This is a genomic window from Ramlibacter sp. P4_H7 (genome assembly GCF_056400765.1).
On the sequence record NZ_JBFUKP010000012.1, the window covers coordinates 95,156 to 119,118 of the forward strand.

The following is a 23,963-nucleotide window of genomic DNA, read 5'->3' on the forward strand; positions in this document are numbered from 1 at the left end:
TTAACGTAAACGTCAATTAGGCTCCAGGCTTCCTGGAGACAATGCCGACATGACCGACCTGTCCGCCGAATTCAAGGCGCTCGCCAACTACCGCCCGACGAACAAGGTGCGCTTCGTCACCGCCGCCAGCCTGTTCGACGGCCACGACGCGGCCATCAACATCATGCGGCGCATCCTGCAGGGCATGGGTGCGGAGGTGATCCACCTGGGCCACAACCGCAGCGTGGACGAGGTCGTCACGGCGGCGCTGCAGGAAGACGTGCAGGGCATCGCGGTCAGCTCCTACCAGGGCGGCCACGTCGAGTATTTCAAGTACATGGTGGACCTGCTGCGCGAGCGCGGCGGCGCCCAGATCCAGGTGTTCGGCGGCGGCGGCGGCGTCATCGTCCCGGCGGAAATCCGCGAGCTGCAGGACTACGGTGTCGCCCGTATCTACAGCCCCGAGGACGGGCAGCGCATGGGCCTGGCCGGCATGATCGGCGAGATGGTGATGCGCTGCGACCAGGACCTGTCGCCCCATGCGCCGAAGGAACTGGCCGCCATCCAGGGGCAGTCCGAAGCCAGCTGGCGGGCGCTGGCCCAGCTGATCACCGTGCTGGAAAACGGCAGCGCCGACGCGCAGCTGCTGCAGGCGATCCGGCTGCAGGCCGGGCAGCGCCAGATCCCCGTGCTGGGCATCACCGGCACCGGCGGGGCGGGCAAGTCGTCCCTCACCGACGAACTGATCCGCCGGCTGCGCCTGGACCAGGACGACAGCCTGCGCGTGGCGATCATCTCCATCGACCCGTCGCGCCGCAAGAGCGGCGGCGCGCTGCTGGGCGACCGCATCCGCATGAACGCGATCTCGCCCTGGCCGAAGCCGGCGGGCCAGGCGGGTGCGGCCGATTCAGGGACGCGAGTGTTCATGCGTTCGCTCGCAACCCGCGACTTCGGCAGCGAGATCTCGGCGGCGCTGGGCGACGTCATCGCCGCCTGCAAGGCCGCGGGCTTCGACCTGGTGGTGGTCGAGACCTCGGGCATCGGCCAGGGCGATGCGGCCATCGTTCCGCACGTGGACATCCCGCTGTACGTGATGACGCCCGAATTCGGCGCCGCGAGCCAGCTGGAAAAGATCGACATGCTGGACTTCGCCGAGTTCGTCGCGATCAACAAGTTCGATCGCAAGGGCGCCTCCGACGCGCTGCGCGACGTCGCCAAGCAGGTGCAGCGCAACCGCGAAGCCTTTGGCCAGCGGCCTGAGGAGATGCCGGTGTTCGGCACCATGGCGGCGCGCTTCAATGACGATGGGGTCACTGCGCTGTTCCAGGCGCTCAAGCCGCGCCTGGCCGGGCTGGGCCTGAAGCTCAAGGACGGCCGGCTGCCGCTGGTGAGCGTGCGCCACAGCACCAACCAGACGCCGGTGGTCCCGCCGGCGCGCACGCGCTACCTGGCGGAGATCTCCGACTCGGTGCGCGGCTACAAGGCCCGGGTCCGCAAGGAGGCGACGCTGGCCCGCGAGATCCAGCAGTTGCGCGAAGCGGGCCGCATGCTGCGGCTGGGCAAGCCGGACAAGGCGCGCGCGGCGGAAGCCGCCGAGGACCTCGCGGTGCAGCGCGAGCAGCAGCAGGACGGAAGCGCGCGCAAGCTGCTGGCGCAATGGCCGGACATGAAGAAGGCCTACGCCGGCGACGAGTACGTGGTGAAGATCCGCGACCGGGAGATCCGCACCGCCCTCACCTGGAAGTCGCTCTCCGGCACCACCGTGCGCAAGGTCTCGCTGCCGCAGTACGAGGACCACGGCGAGCTGCTCAAGTGGCTGATGCTGGAGAACGTGCCAGGCAGCTTCCCCTATGTCGCCGGCACCTTCGCCTTCAAGCGCGAGAACGAGGACCCCACCCGCATGTTCGCGGGCGAAGGCGACGCCTTCCGCACCAACAAGCGCTTCAAGCTGCTGTCGGCCAACATGCCGGCCAAGCGCCTGTCCACGGCCTTCGACTCGGTCACGCTGTACGGGAACGATCCCGATCCGCGTCCCGACATCTACGGCAAGGTGGGCAACTCCGGCGTGTCGATCGCCACGCTCGACGACATGAAGGTGCTGTACTCCGGCTTCGACCTGTGCGACCCCGCGACATCGGTGTCGATGACCATCAACGGCCCGGCGCCCAGCATCCTGGCGATGTTCATGAACACCGCCATCGACCAGAACCTGGAGAAGTTCAAGGCCGACAACGGCCGCGACCCGACCGACACCGAGGCGGCGAAGATCCGCGAATGGGTGCTCGCCAACGTGCGCGGCACCGTGCAGGCCGACATCCTGAAGGAAGACCAGGGCCAGAACACCTGCATCTTCTCCACCGAGTTCTCGCTCAAGGTGATGGGTGACATCGCCGAGTACTTCGTGCACCACGACGTGCGCAACTTCTATTCGGTGTCGATCTCGGGCTACCACATCGCCGAGGCCGGGGCCAACCCGATCTCGCAGCTGGCCTTCACGCTGTCCAACGGCTTCACCTTCGTCGAGGCCTATCTCGCGCGCGGGATGCACATCGACGACTTCGCGCCCAACCTGTCCTTCTTCTTCTCCAACGGCATGGACCCGGAGTACACGGTGCTGGGCCGCGTGGCGCGTCGCATCTGGGCGGTGGCGATGAAGGACAAGTACGGCGCCAACGAGCGCAGCCAGAAACTGAAGTACCACGTCCAGACCTCGGGCCGCTCGCTGCACGCGCAGGAGATCCAGTTCAACGACATCCGCACCACGTTGCAGGCGCTGATCGCGGTCTACGACAACTGCAACTCCCTGCACACGAACGCCTTCGACGAGGCCATCACGACGCCGACCGAGGAGTCGGTGCGCCGGGCCATGGCGATCCAGCTGATCATCAACCGCGAATGGGGCCTGGCGAAGAACGAGAACCCCAACCAGGGCGCGTTCATCATCGACGAGCTCACCGAGCTGGTGGAAGAAGCGGTGCTGTCCGAGTTCGAGCGCATTGCCGAACGCGGCGGCGTGCTGGGCGCGATGGAGACGGGCTACCAGCGCGGCCGCATCCAGGACGAGAGCATGCACTACGAAATGCTCAAGCACACCGGCGAACTGCCCATCGTCGGCGTCAACACCTTCCGCAACCCGCACGGCGACGCGGTGCTGGACAAGCTGGAACTCGCCCGCTCCACCGACGACGAGAAGAAGAGCCAGCTGCAGCGGCTGCAGGCGTTCCACGCGCGCAACGCATCGCAGGCGCCTGCGCTGCTCAAGCGCTTGCAGCAGGCCGTGATCGATAACCGAAACGTATTCGAAGTGCTGATGGATGCCGTGCGCGTCTGTTCATTGGGACAAATCACCAATGCCCTGTTCGAAGTCGGGGGCCAGTACCGTCGCAACATGTGAGTCGGCGAGGCATACTCGCCCGGTGACCGCGTCGCTGCATTTCACCCATGGCCCTGCGTTCTCGGTGGTGGAAGTCACCGCCCTCGCCTTCGTGGAGACCGCCGAACCCGTCCTGCTGGCGATCGCCGAGCGCACCCGGCAAGACGGCACCCGTCGCCTGCTGATCAACCTGATCGACGTGGTCGGCACCTTCGGTCCCGAACAGCAGCGCGCGATCGGGCTGCTCGCCTACTACCACCTGGGCCACCTCGAGAAAGTGGCCTCCCTGGTTCCGCCGGAAAAACTCACCCGCCTGAGCGAGGCCGCCGCGCGCGCGCAAGGCATGGAGCTGCGCGTTTTCTCCGAACTCAGCGAGGCGATCGGCTGGCTGGTGGCCTGAGCGGGCTGGGGTTCGCGCAGCGCCCTCACCCGTTCCGCCGTTGCCGCGTCGCGACGGCCAGTTCCCGCAACACTTCCTCGGTCTGCTCCCAGCCGATGCAGCCGTCCGTGATCGAAACGCCCCGGGCCAGCGGCACACCGGGCTTGAGGTCCTGCCGCCCCGGCTGCAGGTGGCTTTCGATCATCACCCCGAGGATGCGCTGCTCGCCGCCGGCAACCTGGCGCGCCAGGTCCCGCGCGACCTCCACCTGCCGGCGGTAGTCCTTCGCCGAATTGGCGTGGGAGCAATCCACCATCACGCGTTCCGTCACGCCGGCCTTGCGCAGGATCGCGCAGGCGGACTCGACGTCGGCTGCGCCGTAGTTGGGACCGCGCGAACCGCCGCGCAGGATGATGTGGCAGTCCTCGTTGCCGGCCGTCTCGAACACCGCGGCCTGTCCCATCTTGGTCATGCCCATGAACGCGTGCGGCGCGCGGCAGGCCACCAGCGCATCGGCGGCCATCTGCACGCTGCCGTCGGTGCCGTTCTTGAAGCCGATGGCACAGCTCAGGCCCGAGGCCAGCTGGCGGTGGCTGGGGCTTTCGGTGGTGCGGGCGCCGATCGCGCCCCAGCTGATCAGGTCGGAGATGTACTGCGGGCTCAGCAGGTCCAGGAACTCGGTGCCCGCGGGCAGCCCGAGCTGCGCAACCTCCAGCAGCAGTTGGCGCGCCAGGCGCAGGCCTTCGTTGATGCGGAAGCTGCCGTCCAGCCGCGGATCGTTGATGAAGCCTTTCCAGCCGACGGTGGTGCGCGGCTTCTCGAAGTACACGCGCATGACGAGCAGCAGGTCCTGCCCCAGTTCGCCGGCAAGCGCTCGCAGGCGCTGCGCGTATTCGATGGCCTGCTCGTGGTCGTGGATCGAGCAGGGGCCCACCACCGCCAGCAGGCGCGGGTCGCTGCCGTGCACCACCGCCGCCACCTCGTCGCGGCTGCGCTCCACGAACGCCTGCACCGCATCGTCGGCGGGCAGTTCGTACTGCAGCAGCGCCGGCGAGATCAGCGGCCGCACCTCGCGGATGCGGACGTCATCCAGGCGCGTGGCCTGGGGCATTTCTTCGGCGCCTTCCGGGCGCGCAACCGTGGTGGGACGCATGGGGTTCTCCTGGACCTGCACTATATTGGCTGGCCATGGCCTTCGCCTCGCTTTCCGTCCAGGGCGCGCCGCTGCGCATCGAGTACGAGTGGGTCGGCAGCGCGGCGGCCGACGCGCCCGCCATGGTCTTTCTGCACGAAGGCCTGGGCTCGGTTGCGATGTGGCGCGACTTCCCTGCCCGCCTGTGCGACGCGGCCGGCCTGCGCGGACTCGTGTACTCCCGACCCGGCTACGGCAAGTCCACGCCGCGTCCCGCTGGCGAGCAGTGGGCGCCCGACTTCATGCACCACCAGGCCCGCCAGGTGCTGCCCGCGCTGCTGCGGGAACTCGGAGTCGAGCGGCCTTGGCTGTTCGGTCACAGCGACGGTGGCTCGATCGCGCTGCTGTATGTCGCAGCCTTCCCGCAGGCGCTGCGGGGCGCGGTCGTGCTGGCACCGCACATCCTGGTGGAGGACGTCTCCGTCGCCAGCATCCGGCAGGCGCGCGATGCCTACCTGCAGACCGACCTGAAGCAGCGCCTCGGCCGCTACCACGACGACGCCGATTCGGCGTTCTGGGGCTGGAACGACATCTGGCTGGCGCCGGCCTTCCGCGGCTGGACGATCGAAGAGGAGATCCGCGCGATCCGCTGCCCGCTGCTGGCGATTCAGGGGATGGACGATGAATACGGCACGCTGGAGCAGGTCCGCGGCATTGCGCGCCGCGTGCCGCAGACGCAGCTGCTCGAGCTCCCGGACTGCGGGCATTCGCCGCACAAGGACCAACCCGACGCCGTGATCGAGGCCGTGCGCGCCTTCGTCCGCCTCTCGTAGATTGGGGTGAGCGCCTTCGTGCACTCTCCGTAGGCTGGGGTGAGCGGCGCAGCCCGAACCCCAGCGACGCGCGTCACTCCCGCGCGCAGCGGAACAGCTTCAGCGAGCGCCCCGGCAGCAGCGTCTTGCCGCCCGCGGCACACGTCTCCCTCGCCGCATCGTCGCTGGTGTCCACCAACAGTTCCCAGTCCGTGCAGCCGGACAGCTCGGGCAGGCTGAACTCCAGGTCCTCGTGCGAGGCGGACAGCATGAAGAGCAGGTGGTCGTCCTGCACGGGACGGCCCAGGCGGTCGGTCTCCTTCAGCCCGTGGCCGGCCAGGAACATCGCCAGCGACTGCGTGTGCGGGTTCTGCCAGTCCTCGTCGCTCATGGCCTGGCCATCGTGGCGGTACCACTCGACGTCGTGGATGTCGCTGCCGCGGATGGGGCGGCCGGAGAAGAACTTCTGCCGGTGCAGCGCCGGGTGCTCGCGGCGGATGCGGATCAGCCGGCGCGTGAAGGCCAGCAGCGCGGTGTCGGCCTGCGCCCAGTCGTACCAGCTGAGGGCGTTGTCCTGGCAGTACGCATTGTTGTTGCCCTGCTGGCTGTTGCCGAACTCGTCGCCGCCCAGCAGCATCGGCGTGCCCTGGCTCAGGAGCAGGGTCGCCAGCAAGTTGCGCTGCTGGCGCGCGCGCAATCCATTGACCGCGGCGTCGTCGGTGGGACCTTCGGCGCCGCAGTTCCAGGACCGGTTGTCGTTGTGGCCGTCCTGGTTGTTCTCCAGGTTGGCGTCGTTGTGCTTGTCGTTGTAGCTCACCATGTCGCGCAGCGTGAAGCCGTCGTGCGCGGTGATGAAGTTGATGCTCGCCGACGGCTTGCGGCCGTCGCCCTGGTACAGGTCGCTGGAGCCCGTGAGGCGGTAGCCCAGGTCGCTCGCCAGTCCGCCCTCGCCCTTCCAGAACGCGCGCAGCGAATCCCGGTACACGCCGTTCCACTCGGCCCATTTCACGGGGAAGTTGCCGACCTGGTAGCCGCCCTCGCCCACGTCCCAGGGCTCGGCGATCAGCTTCACCTGGCTGATGACGGGATCCTGGTGGATGATGGTGAAGAAGCCGGACAGCTGGTCCACCTCGTGCAGGCCGCGCGCCAGCGTGCTCGCCAGGTCGAAGCGGAAGCCGTCCACGTGCATCTCCTGCACCCAGTAGCGCAGCGAATCCATGATCAGCTGCAGCGTCTGCGCATGCCGCACGTTGAGCGTGTTGCCGGTGCCGGTGTAGTCGAAGTAGAAGCGCGGGTCGTCGCCGACCAGCCGGTAGTAGGTCGGGTTGTCGATGCCCTTGAAGCTGAGCGTCGGGCCCAGGTGGTTGCCTTCCGAGGTGTGGTTGTAGACCACGTCCAGGATCACCTCGAGCCCCGCCGCATGCAGCGCCTTCACCATCTCCTTGAACTCGCGCACCGCGCCCACCGCGTCGCCGCGACGGAACGCCGCGCTGTAGCGCAGCTCCGGCGCGAAGAAGTTGAGCGTGGAGTAACCCCAGTAGTTGGTAAGACCCTTGTCGATCAGGAAAGGATCGTCCAGGTGGGCGTGCACCGGCATCAGCTCGATGGCGGTGATCCCCAGCTCCTGCAGGTAGGCCAGCATGACCGGATGCGCCAGGCCGGCGTAGGTGCCGCGCAGTTCCTCGGGCACCTCCGGATGCAGCATGGTCAGGCCCTTGACATGCGCCTCGTAGATCACGGTTTCGTGCAGCGGCCGGTTCGGGGGACGGTCGCCCTCCCAGTCGAAGGCGCGATCGAGGACGACTCCCAGGGGCACGCCGCGCTGCTCCGATTCCAGCATGGCGTGGTCCTCGCGCTCGCCCCCCACTTCATAGGCGAACACGCCGCCCTCGAAATTCTCCACGCCGTCCAGTGCCTTGGCGTAGGGATCGAGCAGGACCAGGTGCGGGTTGAAGCGCAGGCCGCGATCGGGCTCGTAGGGTCCGTGCACGCGGTAGCCATAGCGCTGGCCCGGCCGCACGCCGGGCAGGTAGCCGTGCCAGACAAAGGCCGTCTGCTCGCGCAGCGGCACGCGGGTCTCCGCATCGTCGCCATCGAACAGGCACAGTTCCACCCGCGTCGCGTTCTCCGAATAGAGCGCGAAGTTCGTGCCCTGTCCGTCCCAGTTGGCGCCGAGCGGGTAGGGGTCGCCGGGCTGCGCCGTGAAGGCGGCCGCCTCGCCAGGGAGACCTTGCATGGCATTCACTCCAGGAAGACGGGACCGGAGAGGCGCGTGCCGGGGGTAATGCCGCGCTCGGCGAACCAGCCCTGGTTCACTTCCAGCACGAAGCGCACCGGGTGTTCGGAAGATTCCGATTCCAGGTCGTGCGGTTCGAGGTCCGCGATCTTCAGGATCGTGCCGTCTTCGTCGACGAAGGCGATGGACAGCGGCAGCGGTGTGTCCTTCATCCAGAATTTCTGGACGGCGCTGCGGTCGCACATGAACAGCATGCCCTCGTCCTGGGGCATTTCGCGCCGGTGCATCAGGCCGAGCGCCCGTTCCTCGTCGCTGCGGGCGACATAGACCTGGATCGGGTGGCCATCGGCCGTGAGCTGGACGCGTGGGAGATTCATCGCCGCCTATGGTCGCGCCTGCCGGCCGCCGGCCCCGTAGGACGGCGCCAACGGCTGAACCAGCCGCGCCGGGCGGCCGATGTAGGATTTGCCGTGAATTCCCCCGCCATCAGTACGCCCGCCGGCGGCTCGGACGCCGCGACGCGCTCCGCCGTCACCCTCCTGTCCATCGCCTGCTTCTTCAGCGGTGCCGCCCTGCGCATCTGCGACGGCCTGCTGCCCCGGCTCGCCAGCGACTTTGGCCTCACCGCCGGCACGGCCGGCCGCGTGGTCCTGACCTTCGCGGTCGCCTACGGTGTCTCCCAGTTGCTGTTCGGCCCGCTGGGCGACCGCTACGGCAAGGCGCGCGTGATGTGCGCGGCCCTCTTCGGGTGCGCCCTCACCTCGCTGGCCTGCGCACTGGCCCCGGATTTCGACGCACTGGTGCGCCTGCGGGTCTTCTGGGGCATCGCCGCCGCCGGCGTGATCCCGCTCGCCATCGCCTGGATCGGGGACGCCGTGCACTACGAGCAGCGCCAGGCCACGCTCGCGCGCCTGCTGATGGGAACGCTGTCGGGCATGACCGCCGGCCAGCTCGGCGGTGGACTGTTCGCCGACACGCCGCTGGGCTGGCGCGGGGCGTTCGGCGCCCTGTGCGCCGGCTACGTGGTGGTCGCGTTCCTGCTGCTGGTGCGGCTGCGCCACATCCCGTCGGTGCCGCCACTGCGCGGCACGGGCCGTTTCGCGTTCGCCCGCCAGCTGGGATCGGTGCTGGCGGTGCCGTGGGCCCGCGTCGTGGTGGCCGCGGTGTTCGCCGAGGGCGTGTTCCTGCTGGGCCCGCTCGCCTTCCTGCCTTCCTACCTGCACCAGCGCTTCGGCCTCGCCCTGTCGGCGGCGTCGGCGCTGATCGCGCTCTATGCGCTGGGTGGCCTGCTCTATGCCATCGTCGCGCGCCACGTGGTGCGGCGCTTCGGCGAACGGCGCATGGTGCTGGCCGGCGGCTTCGTGATGGGCCTGGGCTTCCTCGGCTGGTATGTCTCGCCCTGGGCCTGGGTGGCGGCGCCGGTGGCGCTGGCCGTCGGCTTCGGCACCTACCTGTTCCACAACACGCTGCAGACCAATGCCACGCAGATGGCGCCGGCCATGCGCGGCACCGGCATGGCGCTGTTCGCGTTCTGCTTCTTCAACGGCCAGGCGATCGGCGTGTCGCTCGCGGGATTCGCCTACGACCATGGGGGCCCGCTGCCCCTGCTGGTGGTGCCGGCGCTGGCGCTGCCCGTCATCGGCTGGGCTTTCGCGCGCGCCCTGCAGCGGCGGGCGCAGGCTTGACGTACGCTATCGCCCAGCGGAGGGCAGCAACATGCAGGCAGCGTTCTACACCCGGCAGGGGCCGGCCAGCGAGGTGTTCACCGTCGGCGAGCAGCCGACGCCCCAGCCCGGGCCGGGCGAGGTGCGCGTGCGGCTGCGCACGTCCGGCGTCAATCCTTCGGACTTCAAGACGCGCAAGGGCGGTCCGGGACGACCGACGTTGGCCTGGCCGCTGGTGATCCCGCACAGCGACGGCGCGGGCACCATCGATGCGGTCGGCGCCGGTGTGTCCGAGCGCCGCATCGGCGAGCGTGTCTGGATCTGGAACGGCCAGTGGAACCGCCCTTTCGGCACCGCGGCGCAATGGATCGCCCTGCCCTCGGCGCAGGCGGTGGCGATGCCCGACAGCCTCGGCGATGCGGAAGCCGCGTGCCTGGGCATCCCAGCGTTCACCGCGCTGCAGGCCGTGCGGCTGGCGCAGCTGCAGCCCGGCATGACGGTGCTGGTCGCAGGGGGCGCCGGCTCGGTGGGCCATTACGCGATCCAGTTCGCCCGGCGCAAGGGCGCCACCGTGCTCACCACCGTGAGCACCGAGGCGAAAGCGGAGCACGCGCGGCGTGCCGGTGCCGACCACGTGATCCGCTATCGCGACGAGGACGTGGCCGCGCGGGTGAAGGCGATCACCGGCGGGCAAGGCGTGGACGCCGTGATCGAGATGGACCTCACCGCCAACGCGCGCCTGTACCCGGCCTGCGTGCGGCCGCACGCCACCCTCGTGGTGTACGGCATGGGCGCGCTGGAATCGACGCTGCCGACCTTCTGGCTGATGCGCAGCCAGGCGACGATGAAATTCGTCTTCATCTACGAGATCAGCGACGCGGACCGGCAGGCCGGCCTGCGCGAACTGGACGCGCTGCTGCGCGAGGGCACGCTGTTGCATACGGTGGGGCAGCGCCTGCCGCTGGCGGAGATCGCCCGCGCCCACGACCTGGTGGAACAGGGCCAGGTGCTGGGCAACGTCGTGCTGGACATCGCCTGAAGGAGACCCCATGGACCTGCAACTGCAAGGACGCCACGTCCTCGTCACCGGCGGCAGCCGCGGCATCGGCCTCGCCTGCGCCCGCGAGTTCCTGCGCGAAGGTTGCCGCGTCAGCATCGTCGGCCGCGATCCGGCCCGGCTGGAACAGGCGCGCGCCAGCCTCGGTGGCGGCGAAGCCGTGCGGGCTTACGCGGCCGACCTGACCGATGCGGCGGCGGCGCTGCGCATGGTGGATGCGGTCGAACGCGAGGGCGGACCGATCGACGTGCTGGTGAACTCCGCCGGCGCGGCCAGGCGCACGCCGTTCCCGGAGCTCGAACCGCAGGCCTGGCACCACGCGATGCAGTCCAAGTTCTTCGCGACCATCCACGTGCTCGATCCGGTGGTGCGGCGCATGGGCGCGCGCGGCGCGGGCAGCATCGTCAACGTGGTCGGCATGGGCGGCAAGGTCGCGACGCCGACCCACCTGCCCGGCGGCGCCGCGAATGCGGCGCTGATGCTCGCCAGCGCGGGCCTGGCGGCGGCCTGGGGCCCCAAGGGAGTGCGGGTGAACGCCGTGAACCCGACCCTCACGCTGACCGACCGGCTCGCGGAAGGCTTCGCGGCCGATGCGCGGCTGCGCAATGCGACGGTGGACGAGGTGCGGCAGCAGGCCGAGAAGAAACTGCCGCTCGGGCGGCTGGCGCAGCCGGAGGAAATCGCCGCGGCGGTGCTGTTCCTCGCCTCTCCGCGCGCTTCCTACATCTCGGGCGCCATCCTCTCGATGGACGGGGCCGCCACCGCCATGGTCGTGTAGCCGCTCAGTGGCTGACCGTGCGCCGGTCGCCGATCAGCTGGTCCAGGGTGGCGAGCAGCGCCTCGGGATCCACAGGGGACACCATGTAGGCATTGCCTCCCGTGCCCATGCCTTCCTGCTGGTCCTGTTCGGTGATGTAGAGGGCGGAGACGTAGACCACCGGCAGCTCGGCCGTGGCCGGCCGGCTTCGCAGCAGGCGGCAGACTTCGAATCCCAGCAGGTCCGGCAGGTGCACGTCCAGCACGACGGCGGACACGAAGTCGACGAGTTCGAGCGCCTCGGCGCCGGCCGCGGCCTCGACGACGTTGAAGCCCCCGGCGCGCAGGCTGCGGGAGGTGGAGTACCGGGACGCCGCAGTGTCGTCCACCACCAGGATGCTGTGTTGCGTGCGGTCGATCATCGGAAATGCTGAGATCGGGGGAAGGCGCGAGTGTAGACCGGAGGTGTCCTCGGCGGTAGCCCCCTCCTCCACCCCGTCGGGTCCAACGGTCGAGCAGGCCCCACGTGGCCTCGGCCCGCGAGAGGGCCAAGTCCTACGCCACGCCGACGGCACGGTCCGACAAAATGCCGCATGAACGTCGACATCTACCGCCGCCCGGAAGCGGGCAACAAGTTCTCCTACCTCATCGTGCCCAGCGGCCGGCCGATCCCGGAAGAGGCCACCAACGTCGACTGGCAGGCCCGCCAGCAGGCGGTGCACGTGGACGAAAGCGCGGAGCACCTGCATCCCTATGAGATCGACAACGCGCGCGCGCAGATCGACGAAAAGGGCTACGCCATCACGAGCGTGTTCCACCAGGTGGCGAGCGAGGGTAACGCGCCCTGAGCCTGCCGCCGGCATCGGACGCCTCCTACGGCCGTCCGGCAATGGCGACGGCGGCTCCGTCGTCCGGCTGACGGGCAGAGCGCGCCGCGGACCCGAAGATGCGGACCAGACCCACGCACCGCACCGGAAAAGAAAATGCTGTTCGCCGTTTCCCTGCTCTCTTCCATCGCCCAATCCCGCCTGGCCCAGTGGGCCCGCGCCGCGACGATGCAGAGGCGCGCGCGGTCCTGAGTCCGGTCAGGAGCCGGCCGTGGGCTCCGTCCAGCCGCCGCCGAGGGCGCGGTACAGCTGCACCTGGTTCTGCAGGCGCGCCAGCCGCGTCTGCACCAGGCCCTGCTGCGCGGTGAACAGCGAACGCTGCGCGTCCAGCAGGTCCAGGTAGCTGGCGACGCCGGTCTGGAAGCGCAGGCGGGCCAGCCGCACGCGCACCGACTCCGCCTCGACGACGCGCGCCTGCGCGGCCACCTGGTCGCCGAAGGTCGCTCGGCCCGCGAGCGCGTCGGCCACGTCGCGGAAGGCCTGCTGGATGGCGCGCTCGTACTGCGCCACGGCGATGTCGCGCGACACCTCGGCCGAGGCCAGGCCCGCGCGGTTGCGCCCCGCGTCGAACAGCGGCAACACCAGCGAAGGCGCCACCGTGTAGCCCCAGGACCCGCCGGCGAACAGTCCGGACAGCTGGGTGCTCGCCGTGCCCACGCCCGCGGTCAGCGTGATGCGCGGGAAGAAGTTGGCGCGCGCCGCGCCGATGTTGGCGTTGGCCGCGACCAGCTGCTGCTCGGCCTGGCGCACGTCGGGCCGGCGCGCCAGCACGTCGGAAGGCAGGCCGGCGGGCACGTCGGGCAGGTTCACGCCTTCGGTGGTGACGCCCACCTCGTAGCCGGGCGGCACGCCCTCGCCGATCAGCAGGGCCAGCGTGTTGAGGTCCAGCGCGCGCTGGCGCTGCACCTGCGACTGCGTGACCCGTGCCGTTTCGTAGAGCGACTGGGCGACGCGGAAATCGATCTCCGACGACACGCCGTTCTCCAGTCGCAGGCGCGTGAGGCGCAGCGTCTCCTCGCGCGTGGCGAGCGTCTGCTGCGTCAGCGCCAGCAGTTCCTCGTCGGCCGCCAGGGCCAGCCAGGTGTTCGCCACGGTGGCTACCAGCGAGATCTGCGCCGCCTTGCGACCCTCCTCGGTCGCCAGGTACTGGGCCAGCGCGGCCTCGCTCAGGCTCGCGATGCGCCCGAAGAAGTCGATCTCCCAGCTGCTGATCGCGAGGCCGGCGGTGTAGAGATTGGCCTGGTCGCCGCGAACGTCGGGCGCGCGGGTGCCGTTCACCTGGGCGCTCACCGTGGGCACACGGTCCGCGCGACGGATGTCGTACTGGGCCCGGGCCTGGGCGATGTTGAGCACCGCGACGCGCAGGTCGCGGTTGTTGCGCAGCGCCGTGGCGACCAGCGAGCGCAGCTTGGGATCTTCGAGGAACTGGTCCCAGGGGGTCTCGGCGGCCGCCTTCCCGTCCTTCGCCGATTCGTAGGGGAAGGAGGTCGGCACGGGGGCCTCGGGCCGCTCGTACTTGGGGATGAAGGAGCAGCCGGCCAGCAGCGCGGCGGCGGCGACGAGGGATAGCTTGCGCATGGGCGAACTCATATCTGGTCTCCGGCGGTGGCGCCGGCGGGCATCTCGCGTTGCAGCTCGTGGGCGTGCAGCTTGCGTTGGCGCTCGCTGCCGTGGAAGTAGCCGCGTACGACGACGAAGAAGATGGGCACGAAGAACACGGCCAGGCCCGTGCCGGTGAGCATGCCGCCGATCACGCCGGTGCCGATGGCCCGCTGGCTGGCGGAGCCCGCACCGGAGGAAATGGCCAGCGGCAGCACACCCAGGCCGAAGGCCATGGAGGTCATGATGATCGGCCGGAAGCGCAGGTGGGCCGCCGCCAGAGCCGACTCGATCACGCTCTTGCCCTGGGCCTGCAGGTCCTTGGCGAATTCGATGATCAGGATGGCGTTCTTGGCCGACAGGCCGATGATCGTGATCAGGCCCACCTGGAAGTACACGTCGTTGGCGTAGCCGCGGAACAGCGTCGCGAGCAGCACGCCCAGCACGCCCAGGGGCACCACCAGGATCACCGCCAGCGGGATGGACCAGCTCTCGTACAGGGCGGCCAGGCACAGGAACACCGACAGGATGGCGAAGCCGTACAGGATCAGCGACTGGGAGCCGGCGAGCTTTTCCTCGCGCGACTGCCCGGTCCATTCGAAGCCGAAGCCGGCGGGCAGCTGCGCGGCCAGCCGCTCCATTTCGTCCATCGCCGCGCCCGTGCTGAAGCCGGGCGCCGGCGCGCCGGAAACGCGCATGGCCGGATAGCCGTTGTAGCGGACCGACTGCATCGCGCCGGTGATCCAGCGCGTGGTGGCGAACGCCGACAGCGGAACCGCCTTCCCCTGGCTGGACATCACGTTCAGCCGCATCAGGTCTTCCGGCTGCATGCGCGAGGGCGCATCGGCCTGCACCACCACGCGCTGCAGGCGGCCGCGGTTGGGGAAGTCGTTGATGTACGCCGAGCCGAGCGCCGTCGACAAGGTGGTGTTGATGGCGTCGAAGCTCACGCCCAGGGCCTGTGCCTTGTCGCGGTCGATGTCGACCTGCAGCTGCGGCGCGTCCTCCAGGCCGTCGGGCCGCACCTGCGAGAGCACCTTGCTCTGCCCGGCCAGTCCCAGCAGCTGGTTGCGGGCGGCGACCAGCGCCTCGTGGCCGTTGCCGCCGCGGTCCTGCAGGCGGAAGGTGAAGCCCGAAGCCACCCCGAGCTCGGGGATGGGCGGCGGGCTGAGCGGGAAGATGAAGGCATCGCGGATGCGCGACAGCGCACCGAAGGCGCGGCCCGCCAGCGCGCCGGCGGAGTGCTCCTCGCCCTTGCGGTCCTTCCAGTCCTTCAGCGTCACGAAGGCGAGCGCCGCGTTCTGGCCCTGGCCGGAAAAGGAGAAGCCCAGCACGCCCACCATGCTCTGCACCTCGGGCTGCTTGAGGATGAAGCCTTCCACCTGCTCCATCACGCTGCGCGTGCGCTCCAGCGTCGCGCCGGGGGGCAGCTGCACGTTGACGATGATGTAGCCCTGGTCCTCCTGGGGCAGGAAGGATGTCGGCAGCCGCGTGTAGACCAGCGCCGCGACGGCGCCGATGGCCGCATAGATGACCAGGTAACGCGCGGCCCGCCGCAGGATGCGGTGCACCACCAGCTCATAGCCCTTGGCCGTGCGCATGAACAGCCGGTTGAAGCCACCGAAGAAGCCGCGCTTGTCCACGTGGTGGCCGGCCGGGATCTGCTTGAGCAGCGTCGCGCACAGCGCCGGCGTGAGCGACAGCGCCATGAAGGCGGAAAAACCGATGGACGCCACCATCACCGCGGCGAACTGCCGGTAGATGTTGCCGGTGGAGCCGGCGAAGAAGGCCAGCGGCACGAACACCGAGATCAGCACCACGGTCACGCCCACGATGGCGCCCTGGATCTGGCCCATGGCCTTGCGCGTGGCCTCGCGCGGCGGCAGCCCTTCGTGGCTCATGATGCGCTCGACGTTCTCCACCACCACGATGGCGTCGTCCACCACGATGCCGATCACCAGCACCATGCCGAACATGGTCAGCACGTTGATCGAGAAGCCCAGCGCCAGCAGCGCGCCGAAGGTGCCCAGCAGCGCCACCGGCACCACCAGCGTCGGGATGATCGTGTAGCGCCAGTTCTGCAGGAACAGGAACATCACCAGGAACACCAGCGCCACGGCTTCCAGCAGCGTCTCCACCACCTGCGAGATCGAGATCTTGACGAAACGCGAGCTGTCGTAGGGGATGTCCCATTTCATGCCGCGCGGGAAGTACGGCGCGAGTTCCCCCATGCGCTTGCGCACGGCCTCGGCGGTGGCCAGCGCATTGCCGCTGGGCGACAGCTGCACGCCGATGCCGGTCGAGGGCTTGCCGTTCAGGCGGGCGGAGCTGGCGAAGGTCTGGGCGTTGAGCTCCACCCGGGCCACGTCCTTCAGGCGCACCGTGGCGCCGTCGGGCGTGGAACGCAGCACGATGTTGCCGAACTGCTCGGGGCTGGTGAGCTGGCCCGGCACCACGATGGTGGCGGCCACGGACTGGCCGCTCACGTTGGGCAGGTCGCCCATGGTGCCGGCGGCCACCTGCGCGTTCTGCGCGCGGATGGCGTTGTTCACGTCGGCGGTGGACAGGTTGAGGCCCACCAGCTTTTCCGGATCGATCCACACCCGCATCGCCGCTTCGGTGCCGAACAGCTGCGCCTGGCCGACGCCGGGGATCCGCTGGATCTCGGGCAGCACGGCGCGCGACGCATAGTCGCCCAGGTCCACCGGCGTGAAGTTGGGATCGTCCGAGGAAAGGATCGTGAACAGCAGGAAGTTGGAGCGCGCCTTTTCCACGCGTACGCCCTGCTGCGTCACCGCCGACGGCAGGCGCGGCGTCGCGCGCGCCAGGCGGTTCTGCACGTCCACCTGCGCCAGGTCCGGGTTGGTGCCCGGTTCGAAGCTGATGGTGATCTGGCCGATGCCGTTGGCCTGCGTCACCGACTCCATGTAGATGAGGCCCGGCGAGCCGTTCATCTCCTGTTCGATCACGCTGATGACGCTCTCCTCCAGCGTCTTCGCCGAGGCGCCCGGATAGGTGGCGGTCAGCACGATGGAGGGCGGCGCCACCGGCGGGTACTGGGAGATCGGCAGCTTGGTGATGGACACGGCGCCGATGACGACGACGAACAGCGCGATCACCCACGCGAAGATGGGGCGGTCGATGAAGAACTTGGCCATGCGGCGCCCCTCAGCCCTTCTTCGCGCCGGAAGCCGCGGAAGCCGGCGCGGATGGCGCCGCGGTCCGGGCGGACGCGGCCGATGCCGGCGCGGACGCCGCGGGAGCCGCGCCTGCGGCCGCCCAGGGCACGGGCTTCACCGGCGAGCCGGGACGCAGCTTCTGGAAGCCGTCCACCATCACCTGCTCGCCGGGCTTGAGGCCTTCGAGCACCACCCATTGGCCGTTCTGCGCGCCGCCGATCTTCACCGTGCGCGGGCTCACCTGGCCGTCCTGCGCGACCACCATGACGGTGTCGCCGGTGGCGGCGCGCGTCACGGCCTGCTGCGGCAGCAGCATCGCGTTGGCGGCCTTGGCCTGCTCGATGCGCACGCGCACGTACATGCCGGGCAGCAGCACGCCGCGCGGATTGGGCACTTCGGCGCGCAGCGTGACCTGCCCGGTGTTCTGGTCGACGCTCAGGTCGGCGAACAGCAGCTTGCCCGGCTGGGTGTGCTCGGTGCCATCTTCCAGCAGCACGCGCACCTGGGCGCCCTCGGCGCCGGCGCGCTTCAGGCGGCCCTGCTCCAGCGCGCGGCGCAGGTTCATCACCTCGCCCACGGGCTGCGTGAAGTTGACGTACAGCAGGTCGATCTGCTGGATCACCGCCAGCGGCGTCGCCTCGCCCTGGCCCACCAGCGCGCCTTCGGTGACGAGCGAGCGGCCGATGCGGCCGGAGATCGGCGCCGTGACCGACGCATAGCCGAGGTTGATCTGTGCGGTCTGCACGGCCGCGCGGGCGGCGGCGACGTCGGCCTCGGCCTGCTTCTCGGAGGCGATCGCGTTGGCGTACTCCTGCTTGCTGACCGCGTTCTCTTCCACCAGCGGGCGATAGCGCTGCGCAAGCGCTGCTGCCTGGGCGTGGTTGGCGAGCGCCTTGCTGAGCGAGGCCTGCGCGCTGGCCGCCGCCGCCGTGTAGGGAGCGGCATCGATCTTGTAGAGCACCTGGCCCGCGCGCACGTCGCTGCCTTCGCGGAAGATGCGCTGCTGCACGATGCCGGCGGCGCGGGCGCGCACCTGCGCGACGCGGGCCGGCTCCAGCCGACCGGGCAGCTCCGTCACCAGGCCGACGTCGCCCATGGTGGCGGTGACCACGCCCACTTCCGGTGGTGGGGGCGCCCCGCCCGCCTGGGGCGCGGAAGTTCCGTTCGACTGGCCGCACGCCGCGAGCGCCGCGGCGAGCAGGAGGGACAGGGACCAGGCTAGACGATGCGGCAAGCGAGCGGCCATGGAATGTTCTTGTTCGAAGAGGGAATGGGCAGATCAGGCCCCGGGACTGCAGGCCAACGCAAGGGCGCAAGTATATACATACAAGGTTGCATGTATATTCGAGGGGTCATGGCCCGCCGTTCCAAGGAAGACGCCCTCGCCACCCGCGCCCATTTGCTGGACGTGGCGGAGCACGTGTTCCTCGCGCAGGGGGTGGCCGGCACCTCGCTGAACGACATCGCCGTGGCCGCAGGCACCACGCGCGGCGCCATCTACTGGCATTTCCGGGACAAGGCCGACCTGTTCAACGCGATGATGGACCGGGTCGCATTGCCCCTGCAGCGCGCACTGTCTTTCGTGGAAGAGACGCCGGAGGAGGATCCCCTGCCGGCCCTGAAGAAGGCGCTGCGCCTGGCCCTGCGGCAGACCGTCGCGGATCCCCAGACCCGGCGCGTGTTCGAGGTGGCCACCCACATGGTGGAGTACGTCGACAGCCTGTGCGCCGTGCGCGAGCGCCACCTGAAGATGCGTGGCATCTGGGTCGACCGCTTCCGGGATGCGCTGCGCAAGAGCGCGGCCGCGCGCGGCGTGCGGCTCGAGGCACCAGCGGCGGTGGCCGCGCACGGCCTGCATGCCCTGCTCGACGGGCTGGTGCAGAACTGGCTGCTGGATCCGGCGGAGTTCGACCTGGAGGCGGTCGGGATGAAGGCCCTGGACTGCCACCTGCGCGGCCTGGGCCTGGAGTAGGCACCGCTCAGGTGCCGGGCAAGGTGCCCCTGGGCTGCTGCGCCGCGTGCCTGCGGAACATGCCCCCGGTCTCCTGCACCTTCTCGACCTTGGCCTGCCGGATCGCGGCCTCGCGGGCCAGCTTGGCCTGCTGGCCACACCGGTCCTTCGCCTTGCCCTGCAAGGCGCTGCACCTGGCCCTGGCCACGTCGTAGTTCGCTTCCGCGATCACGGTCTTGGCCTTCAGTTCGCGTTCCGCGCTGGGCCGGTAGCGCTGCTCCAGTTCGGCCAGGGCGGATTCCTGCTTGCCCTGCGCCTGGGCTTCGCAGACCTCGTGCTTGTTGCCTGTGACCGGGTCGCAGGTCTTCTGGTCGGCCTGGAACTCCGCGGCGATCTTCTGCTGTTCGGCCAGATAGGCCGCACTGGTCATGGGCGCGTGGGCCGCATGGGGGACCTGGGGCGCGGCGTGCGTAGCGCCTGCCAGGCACAGCGCGGCGGCCAGGCCGATGGAACTCCTCGTCATCGATGCATGTCCTTTCCACGCCAGCGTAGCGCCCGATGGGGCGCTACGCTGTGGGAATGCGGCTACAGCCGCGGAGGGACGGGACTCGCCGGCCCCCACCTGAACGCGCTCAGGACTTGTTGAACTTCTTCTTCGCGTCGGCAATGCACTTGTCCTTGGCATCGCCCTTCATCGTGTCGCAACGCTCCTTGGCAGCGGAGTACTGCGCATCGGCTGCGTCCTTCTTCGCGTCCTGGCGTGCGTCGACCGCGGCTGCGGAGTCCGCGCCCTTGGTGTTGGCGGCGACCTTGGCCTTCGCCTGCGCCTTGGCGGTCTCATGGGTGGCCTTGGCGTCCTTCTTGCAGACGTCCTGGGCGTTGCCCTTCTGGTCTTCGCACTTTTCCTTGGCCACGTCGAAGTCGGCATCGGCCTTGGCCAGCGCGACCTTCTCGTCGTTGCGCGGGCTCGGCTTGTACTGCGCCTCGAGCTCGGCCTTGGCGACCTTGTCCTTGCCCTTCGCCTCGGCCTTGCAGATGTCCTTGGCGTTGTCCTTCATGCCGTCACAGGCCTTCTTGTCGGACTTGTACTGGGCCTCGATCTTTTCCTTGGCAGCCTTGTAGGCGTCCTTGCTCATGGCGGTGTTGTCGGCGGCGAAACCGGCGCTGGCAAAGCCGAGGGTGAGAACAGCGGCGAGGCTGATGAGTTGCTTGTGCATGGAATTTCCTTTCCTGGGGGAATCGAATGGAACACGTGTCCACCCCCAAGCAACGCACCAGCCCCCTGCCCCAGCAGTAGGAGCCGGCGAAAGGTCCATGTCGGTGAACGACTACACGCCCGGCTACCTGCGCGGCCGTGATGGTCGTCAGGCCGCGGCGTCCACCACCAGAGCGGCGTGCAATTCGCGGATGCGCTCTTCCACGTAGTAGCCGCCGTACTCCGTGTAGCGCAGGAAGGGTCGGCCGCATTGCACGCACTGCCAGACGTCGCAGCGGTTGTAGGGAAAGTAACGCGGCGCAATCGGGGCGTCCGGCGACCAGCCGCGCGTGCCCTGCGGGTGGTACTCCTCCAGTGTCGGATCGTCCAGCCCGGGCTGCCTGAGCGTGCCCACCTGGCGCAGCGCCGCGCGCTCGAAGCCGCCCGGCAAGGCTTCCCACCCCGGTGCCCGCAAGGCCGCGCAGCGGGGACAGGCTGCGCTGGCGTGGGACTCGGCCAGTTGCCGCAGCGCCGGTGCGTCCAGCAGCGGCGTGGAGTTGTCAGTCATGCCCGCATTGTCGTACGCTGGCCCCATGAGCGATCACCCCCACGACCCTCCCCACGAGCACGCGAAGTGGAAGCACGACGGCGTGCGCGTGATCCCCGGCAACCAGCTGGACCCCAACACCGCGCAGACGCCGGGCATGGACCGCCGCGCCGCGATCAACTTCGCACGCGTGGGCGCGCAGAAGCTGTGGGCGGGCACCGTCACGATCCACGCCAACGCGAAGACCGGCGCACACCACCACGGCCACCTCGAAAGCGTGATCTACGTGGTGAAGGGCCGCGCGCGCATGCGCTGGGGCGAGCACCTGGAGTTCACCGCCGAGGCGGGACCCGGCGACTTCATCTACGTGCCGCCCTACGTGCCGCACCAGGAGATCAACGCGAGCCCCACCGAGGTGCTGGAATGCGTCCTGTGCCGCAGCGACGGCCAGGCCGTCGCGATCAACCTGGACATCGAGCCGGCGGAGAAACCCGAGCAGGTGCTGTGGGTAGACCCGACGCATCCGCACGGCGGCGTCTGAAGCTTCTTCGAGGATCCCATGAAACTGCGTGTCCTGGGCCGATCGTCCCTGATGGTGTCTCCGCTGTGCTTCGGCGGCAACGTGTTCGGGTGGACGGTGGACGAGCCCACCTCGTTCGCCCTGCTCGATGCGTGGGTGGAGGCCGGCTTCAACTTCGTCGACACGGCGGACGTGTATTCGCGCTGGGTGCCGGGCCACACGGGCGGCGAATCGGAAACGGTGATCGGCCGCTGGCTGGCCCAGGGCGGCGGCCGCCGCGACAAGGTGGTGATCGCCACCAAGGTCGGCATGGACAAGGGCCTGTCGCCGCAGTGGATCACCCAGGCGGTGGAGGACTCGCTGCGCCGGCTGCAGGTGGATTGCATCGACCTGTACCAGGCGCACAAGGACGACGACGCGACGCCGCTGGAGGAGACGCTGGAGTGCTTCGCGCATCTCGTCAAGCAGGGCAAGGTGCGCGCCATCGGCGCCTCCAACTACGGCGCCGCGCGGCTGGAAGAGGCGCTGCAGACGAGCGACCGGCTGGGCCTGCCGCGCTACGAAAGCCTGCAGCCCAACTACAACCTGTATGACCGCGCCGAGTTCGAGCGTGAATTGCTGCCCCTGTGCCTGCGCGAGCACGTCGGGGTGATCGGCTACTACTCGCTGGCCGCCGGCTTCCTCACGGGCAAGTACCGGTCGGCCGAGGACGCGTCCAAGAGCGCGCGCGGCGGCGGCGTGGTCAAGAAGTACGTCAACGAACGCGGCCTGCGCATCTTGGCCGCGCTGGACGAGGTCGCGCAAGGCCTGGGCGCGACGCCGGGCCAGGTGGCGATCGCCTGGCTGCTCGCGCAGCCGGGCGTGACCTCACCGATCGCCAGTGCGACGTCGCTGGCGCAACTGCAGGAGCTGGTCGCGGCAGCGCGGCTGAAGCTGGATGCGGACATGCTGCGCAAGCTGGACACGGCCAGCGCCGGCAGCTAGCCGGCGCGCCGCGCCGCTCATTGCGGCTCGATCTTCGCGTCCTTGATCGCCTTGGCCCACTTGGCGGTCTCGAGCTTGGTGCGCTGGCCGAGAGCCTCGGGCGTGCCCGGCTCGACCACGAAGCCGATCGGCGCGAACTTCTCCTGCAGCTCCTTGCTGCTGGCCGCGGCGTTGATCGCGGCGTTCAGCTTGGCCACGATCTCCGGCGGCGTGCCGGCCGGCGCGAACATCGCGAAGTAGGCGATCAGCTCGTAGTCCTTGATGCCCAGCGCTTCGTTCACCGTGGGCAGCTCGGGGATCGCCGGCGAGCGCTTGGTGGAAGTCACCGCCAACCCACGGATCTTGCCGCCCTTGACCTGCGGCAGCATCACCGCGAAGTCGGCCGTGAACAGCATCACCTGCCCGCCGATCAGGTCGGTCATGGCGGCCGGCCCGCTCTTGTACGGCACGTTGGTCATCTGCACGCCGGCCATGCTGGCCAGCATCTCGGTGGAGACCAGCTGCGAGGTGCTGGCGCTGGCGAAGGTCACGTGCCCGGCCTTGGTCTTGGCCAGGTTCACCAGCTCGCGCAGGTTCTTCGCCGGCACGTCGTTGTTGACGGCGACGATCAGCGGCACCGAGCCCATGTACCCCAGCGGCGCGAAGGCGGTGTCCTGGTTGTAGGGCAGCTGCTTCATCAGGCTCTTGAGCGCCGCGTTGGTGCTGTTGGTGCCGATCAGGATGGTGTAGCCATCCGGCGTGGCCTTGGCCACTTCGGAGGCGCCCAGCATGCCGTTCACGCCCGGCTTGTTGTCCACGATGATGGGCTGGCCCAGGGTCTTCGCCATTTCGGCGGCGAACGCCCGCCCGATCTGGTCGGTGGCGCTGCCGGGCGCGAAGGGAACGATCGCCTTGATGGGCTTGTTCGGCCAGGCCTGCGCCGAGGCGACAGAGGCGAAGAGGGAAGCGGTGGCCAGGACGGCCAGGGAGAGGAAGCTGCGGCGCACGGAAGTCTCCTTGTATCAGCCGCGCATTCTAGGCACGGCGGAACAGCGATCCGGGGGCGGCCCTGCCGCAGGGCTCGATGCCGGGCTGGCGCCGCCCCGCCTGACCCCCGCCAGCGAGCGGATTTACGCATAATGTTCCGGGTCAAGGCTCATCCGTTCCAGCAGGCTTGGCCCTGCAACCACCTCGGCCACGGAGGGCCGCATGGGCACATCAGAAGTTTTGAATGCCGCCTTCCTGCGCGAGGGTGGAGAGATGGGGGCGTGCATGCGCCGCTTCCCCTGGCATGACACGCCGCTGGGCGAACCGGCCGGCTGGCCGCAGTCGCTCAAGACCGCCGTGAGCCTGATGCTGCGCGCGCGCCAGCCGATGTTCATCGGCTGGGGCCCGCAGCACATTTCCCTCTACAACGACGGCTACATCCCGATCTGCGGCGTGAAGCACCCGCACGCCCTCGGCCGTCCGATGGCGCAGGTGTGGAGCGAGATCTGGGAGCAGCTCTCGGCGCTGAACGACGCCGTGATGCGGGGCGAGTCGCTGTGGTACGAGAACATGCCTTTCGACCTGGCCGGCCGCGGCGAGAGCGGCCCCAGCTACTTCAGCTTCTCGTACACGCCCTTGCTGGACGACAGCGGCGCGATCGGCGGCATCTTCTGTTCGGCCGTGGAGACCACCGCGTCCGTGCGGCTGGCGCACAGCCGCGCCACCGAGCTGCAGCGGCAGCAGCGC

At 69.3% G+C, this 23,963-nt stretch carries 21 protein-coding genes; 10 read left to right on the top strand and 11 right to left on the bottom strand.

Translation table 11 applies throughout. From position 1 onward, the window contains the following. The first annotated feature begins 49 nt into the window (after positions 1-49). Together icmF and AC1DSA_RS17035 are read left to right on the top strand one after the other, a co-directional pair. Positions 50-3,373: a fused isobutyryl-CoA mutase/GTPase IcmF gene (gene icmF / locus AC1DSA_RS17030; protein ID WP_477891277.1), complete on the top strand. Its 3,324-nt coding sequence runs from the start codon at positions 50-52 to the stop codon at positions 3,371-3,373. Positions 3,374-3,395: 22 nt separating this feature from the next. Then, positions 3,396-3,752, top strand: coding sequence for a SpoIIAA family protein (locus tag AC1DSA_RS17035; RefSeq protein ID WP_477891279.1), 357 nt, complete (start codon positions 3,396-3,398; stop codon positions 3,750-3,752). A 25-nt stretch (positions 3,753-3,777) separates the two neighbouring features. On the opposite strand, the gene AC1DSA_RS17040 is transcribed toward AC1DSA_RS17035, so the two are convergent. Beyond that, positions 3,778-4,905 carry a 3-deoxy-7-phosphoheptulonate synthase gene (locus AC1DSA_RS17040; RefSeq protein ID WP_477891280.1) on the bottom strand — a complete coding sequence of 376 codons (1,128 nt, stop codon included), beginning with the start codon at positions 4,903-4,905 and terminating at the stop codon, positions 3,778-3,780. Positions 4,906-4,919: 14 nt separating this feature from the next. Here AC1DSA_RS17040 and AC1DSA_RS17045 point away from each other — a divergent pair, with 14 nt between their 5' ends. Continuing rightward, entirely contained in the window at positions 4,920-5,696 is a 777-nt protein-coding gene (locus AC1DSA_RS17045; RefSeq protein ID WP_477891282.1) for an alpha/beta fold hydrolase, read from the top strand. A 73-nt stretch (positions 5,697-5,769) separates the two neighbouring features. Here the strand turns inward: AC1DSA_RS17045 and glgX are convergent, their stop codons facing one another. Together glgX and AC1DSA_RS17055 are read right to left on the bottom strand one after the other, a co-directional pair. Beyond that, the gene (gene glgX, locus AC1DSA_RS17050; protein WP_477891284.1) at positions 5,770-7,911 is read right to left on the bottom strand and encodes a glycogen debranching protein GlgX; all 2,142 of its coding nucleotides are present in this window, start codon (positions 7,909-7,911) and stop codon (positions 5,770-5,772) included. A 5-nt stretch (positions 7,912-7,916) separates the two neighbouring features. Beyond that, on the bottom strand, positions 7,917-8,288 hold the full coding sequence (locus tag AC1DSA_RS17055) for a DUF192 domain-containing protein (RefSeq protein ID WP_477891285.1): 372 nt from the start codon (positions 8,286-8,288) through the stop codon (positions 7,917-7,919). Positions 8,289-8,381: 93 nt separating this feature from the next. On the opposite strand from AC1DSA_RS17055, the gene AC1DSA_RS17060 reads away from it, so the two are divergent. Genes AC1DSA_RS17060 through AC1DSA_RS17070 form a run of 3 tightly spaced genes read left to right on the top strand, consistent with a single transcriptional unit; the run spans position 8,382 to position 11,410 of the window. Next, positions 8,382-9,596 (top strand): MFS transporter, encoded by a 1,215-nt coding sequence (locus AC1DSA_RS17060; protein WP_477891287.1) that lies wholly within the window; start codon positions 8,382-8,384, stop codon positions 9,594-9,596. Between the two features lie 31 nt (positions 9,597-9,627). Then, positions 9,628-10,614 carry an NADPH:quinone reductase gene (locus AC1DSA_RS17065; RefSeq protein ID WP_477891289.1) on the top strand — a complete coding sequence of 329 codons (987 nt, stop codon included), beginning with the start codon at positions 9,628-9,630 and terminating at the stop codon, positions 10,612-10,614. A gap of 10 nt (positions 10,615-10,624) precedes the next feature. After that, positions 10,625-11,410, top strand: coding sequence for an SDR family oxidoreductase (locus tag AC1DSA_RS17070; RefSeq protein WP_477891291.1), 786 nt, complete (start codon positions 10,625-10,627; stop codon positions 11,408-11,410). Positions 11,411-11,414: 4 nt separating this feature from the next. On the opposite strand, the gene AC1DSA_RS17075 is transcribed toward AC1DSA_RS17070, so the two are convergent. Continuing rightward, positions 11,415-11,810, bottom strand: a complete 396-nt coding sequence (locus tag AC1DSA_RS17075) for a response regulator (protein WP_477891293.1) — start codon at positions 11,808-11,810, stop codon at positions 11,415-11,417. A gap of 171 nt (positions 11,811-11,981) precedes the next feature. On the opposite strand from AC1DSA_RS17075, the gene AC1DSA_RS17080 reads away from it, so the two are divergent. Continuing rightward, positions 11,982-12,236 carry a DUF6139 family protein gene (locus AC1DSA_RS17080; protein WP_477891294.1) on the top strand — a complete coding sequence of 85 codons (255 nt, stop codon included), beginning with the start codon at positions 11,982-11,984 and terminating at the stop codon, positions 12,234-12,236. 237 nt (positions 12,237-12,473) lie between these two features. Here AC1DSA_RS17080 and AC1DSA_RS17085 read toward each other — a convergent pair whose 3' ends face one another. Genes AC1DSA_RS17085 through AC1DSA_RS17095 form a run of 3 tightly spaced genes read right to left on the bottom strand, consistent with a single transcriptional unit; the run spans position 12,474 to position 18,299 of the window. After that, positions 12,474-13,853: an efflux transporter outer membrane subunit gene (locus AC1DSA_RS17085; RefSeq protein ID WP_477891296.1), complete on the bottom strand. Its 1,380-nt coding sequence runs from the start codon at positions 13,851-13,853 to the stop codon at positions 12,474-12,476. A gap of 8 nt (positions 13,854-13,861) precedes the next feature. Next, entirely contained in the window at positions 13,862-17,032 is a 3,171-nt protein-coding gene (locus AC1DSA_RS17090; protein WP_477891298.1) for an efflux RND transporter permease subunit, read from the bottom strand. A 10-nt stretch (positions 17,033-17,042) separates the two neighbouring features. After that, on the bottom strand, positions 17,043-18,299 hold the full coding sequence (locus AC1DSA_RS17095; protein ID WP_477891300.1) for an efflux RND transporter periplasmic adaptor subunit: 1,257 nt from the start codon (positions 18,297-18,299) through the stop codon (positions 17,043-17,045). Positions 18,300-18,407: 108 nt separating this feature from the next. Between AC1DSA_RS17095 and AC1DSA_RS17100 the strand changes: the two genes are divergently transcribed. Beyond that, entirely contained in the window at positions 18,408-19,025 is a 618-nt protein-coding gene (locus AC1DSA_RS17100) for a TetR family transcriptional regulator (RefSeq protein ID WP_477891302.1), read from the top strand. 7 nt (positions 19,026-19,032) lie between these two features. On the opposite strand, the gene AC1DSA_RS17105 is transcribed toward AC1DSA_RS17100, so the two are convergent. The 3 genes from AC1DSA_RS17105 to AC1DSA_RS17115 all read right to left on the bottom strand — a co-directional run bounded on the left by AC1DSA_RS17105 (position 19,033) and on the right by AC1DSA_RS17115 (position 20,767). Beyond that, a complete protein-coding gene (locus AC1DSA_RS17105) occupies positions 19,033-19,527 on the bottom strand; it encodes a hypothetical protein (RefSeq protein ID WP_477891304.1) in 495 nt (164 codons plus the stop codon). A gap of 109 nt (positions 19,528-19,636) precedes the next feature. Continuing rightward, complete coding sequence (locus AC1DSA_RS17110; protein ID WP_477891306.1) at positions 19,637-20,221, bottom strand: hypothetical protein; 585 nt, start codon at positions 20,219-20,221, stop codon at positions 19,637-19,639. A gap of 147 nt (positions 20,222-20,368) precedes the next feature. Further along, positions 20,369-20,767 carry a hypothetical protein gene (locus AC1DSA_RS17115; RefSeq protein WP_477891308.1) on the bottom strand — a complete coding sequence of 133 codons (399 nt, stop codon included), beginning with the start codon at positions 20,765-20,767 and terminating at the stop codon, positions 20,369-20,371. Between the two features lie 25 nt (positions 20,768-20,792). Between AC1DSA_RS17115 and AC1DSA_RS17120 the strand changes: the two genes are divergently transcribed. Together AC1DSA_RS17120 and AC1DSA_RS17125 are read left to right on the top strand one after the other, a co-directional pair. Continuing rightward, on the top strand, positions 20,793-21,287 hold the full coding sequence (locus AC1DSA_RS17120) for a cupin domain-containing protein (protein WP_477891310.1): 495 nt from the start codon (positions 20,793-20,795) through the stop codon (positions 21,285-21,287). Positions 21,288-21,305: 18 nt separating this feature from the next. After that, complete coding sequence (locus AC1DSA_RS17125; protein ID WP_477891312.1) at positions 21,306-22,250, top strand: aldo/keto reductase; 945 nt, start codon at positions 21,306-21,308, stop codon at positions 22,248-22,250. A gap of 17 nt (positions 22,251-22,267) precedes the next feature. Here the strand turns inward: AC1DSA_RS17125 and AC1DSA_RS17130 are convergent, their stop codons facing one another. Then, positions 22,268-23,236, bottom strand: a complete 969-nt coding sequence (locus AC1DSA_RS17130) for a Bug family tripartite tricarboxylate transporter substrate binding protein (RefSeq protein ID WP_477891314.1) — start codon at positions 23,234-23,236, stop codon at positions 22,268-22,270. Between the last annotated feature and the right edge of the window lie 727 nt (positions 23,237-23,963).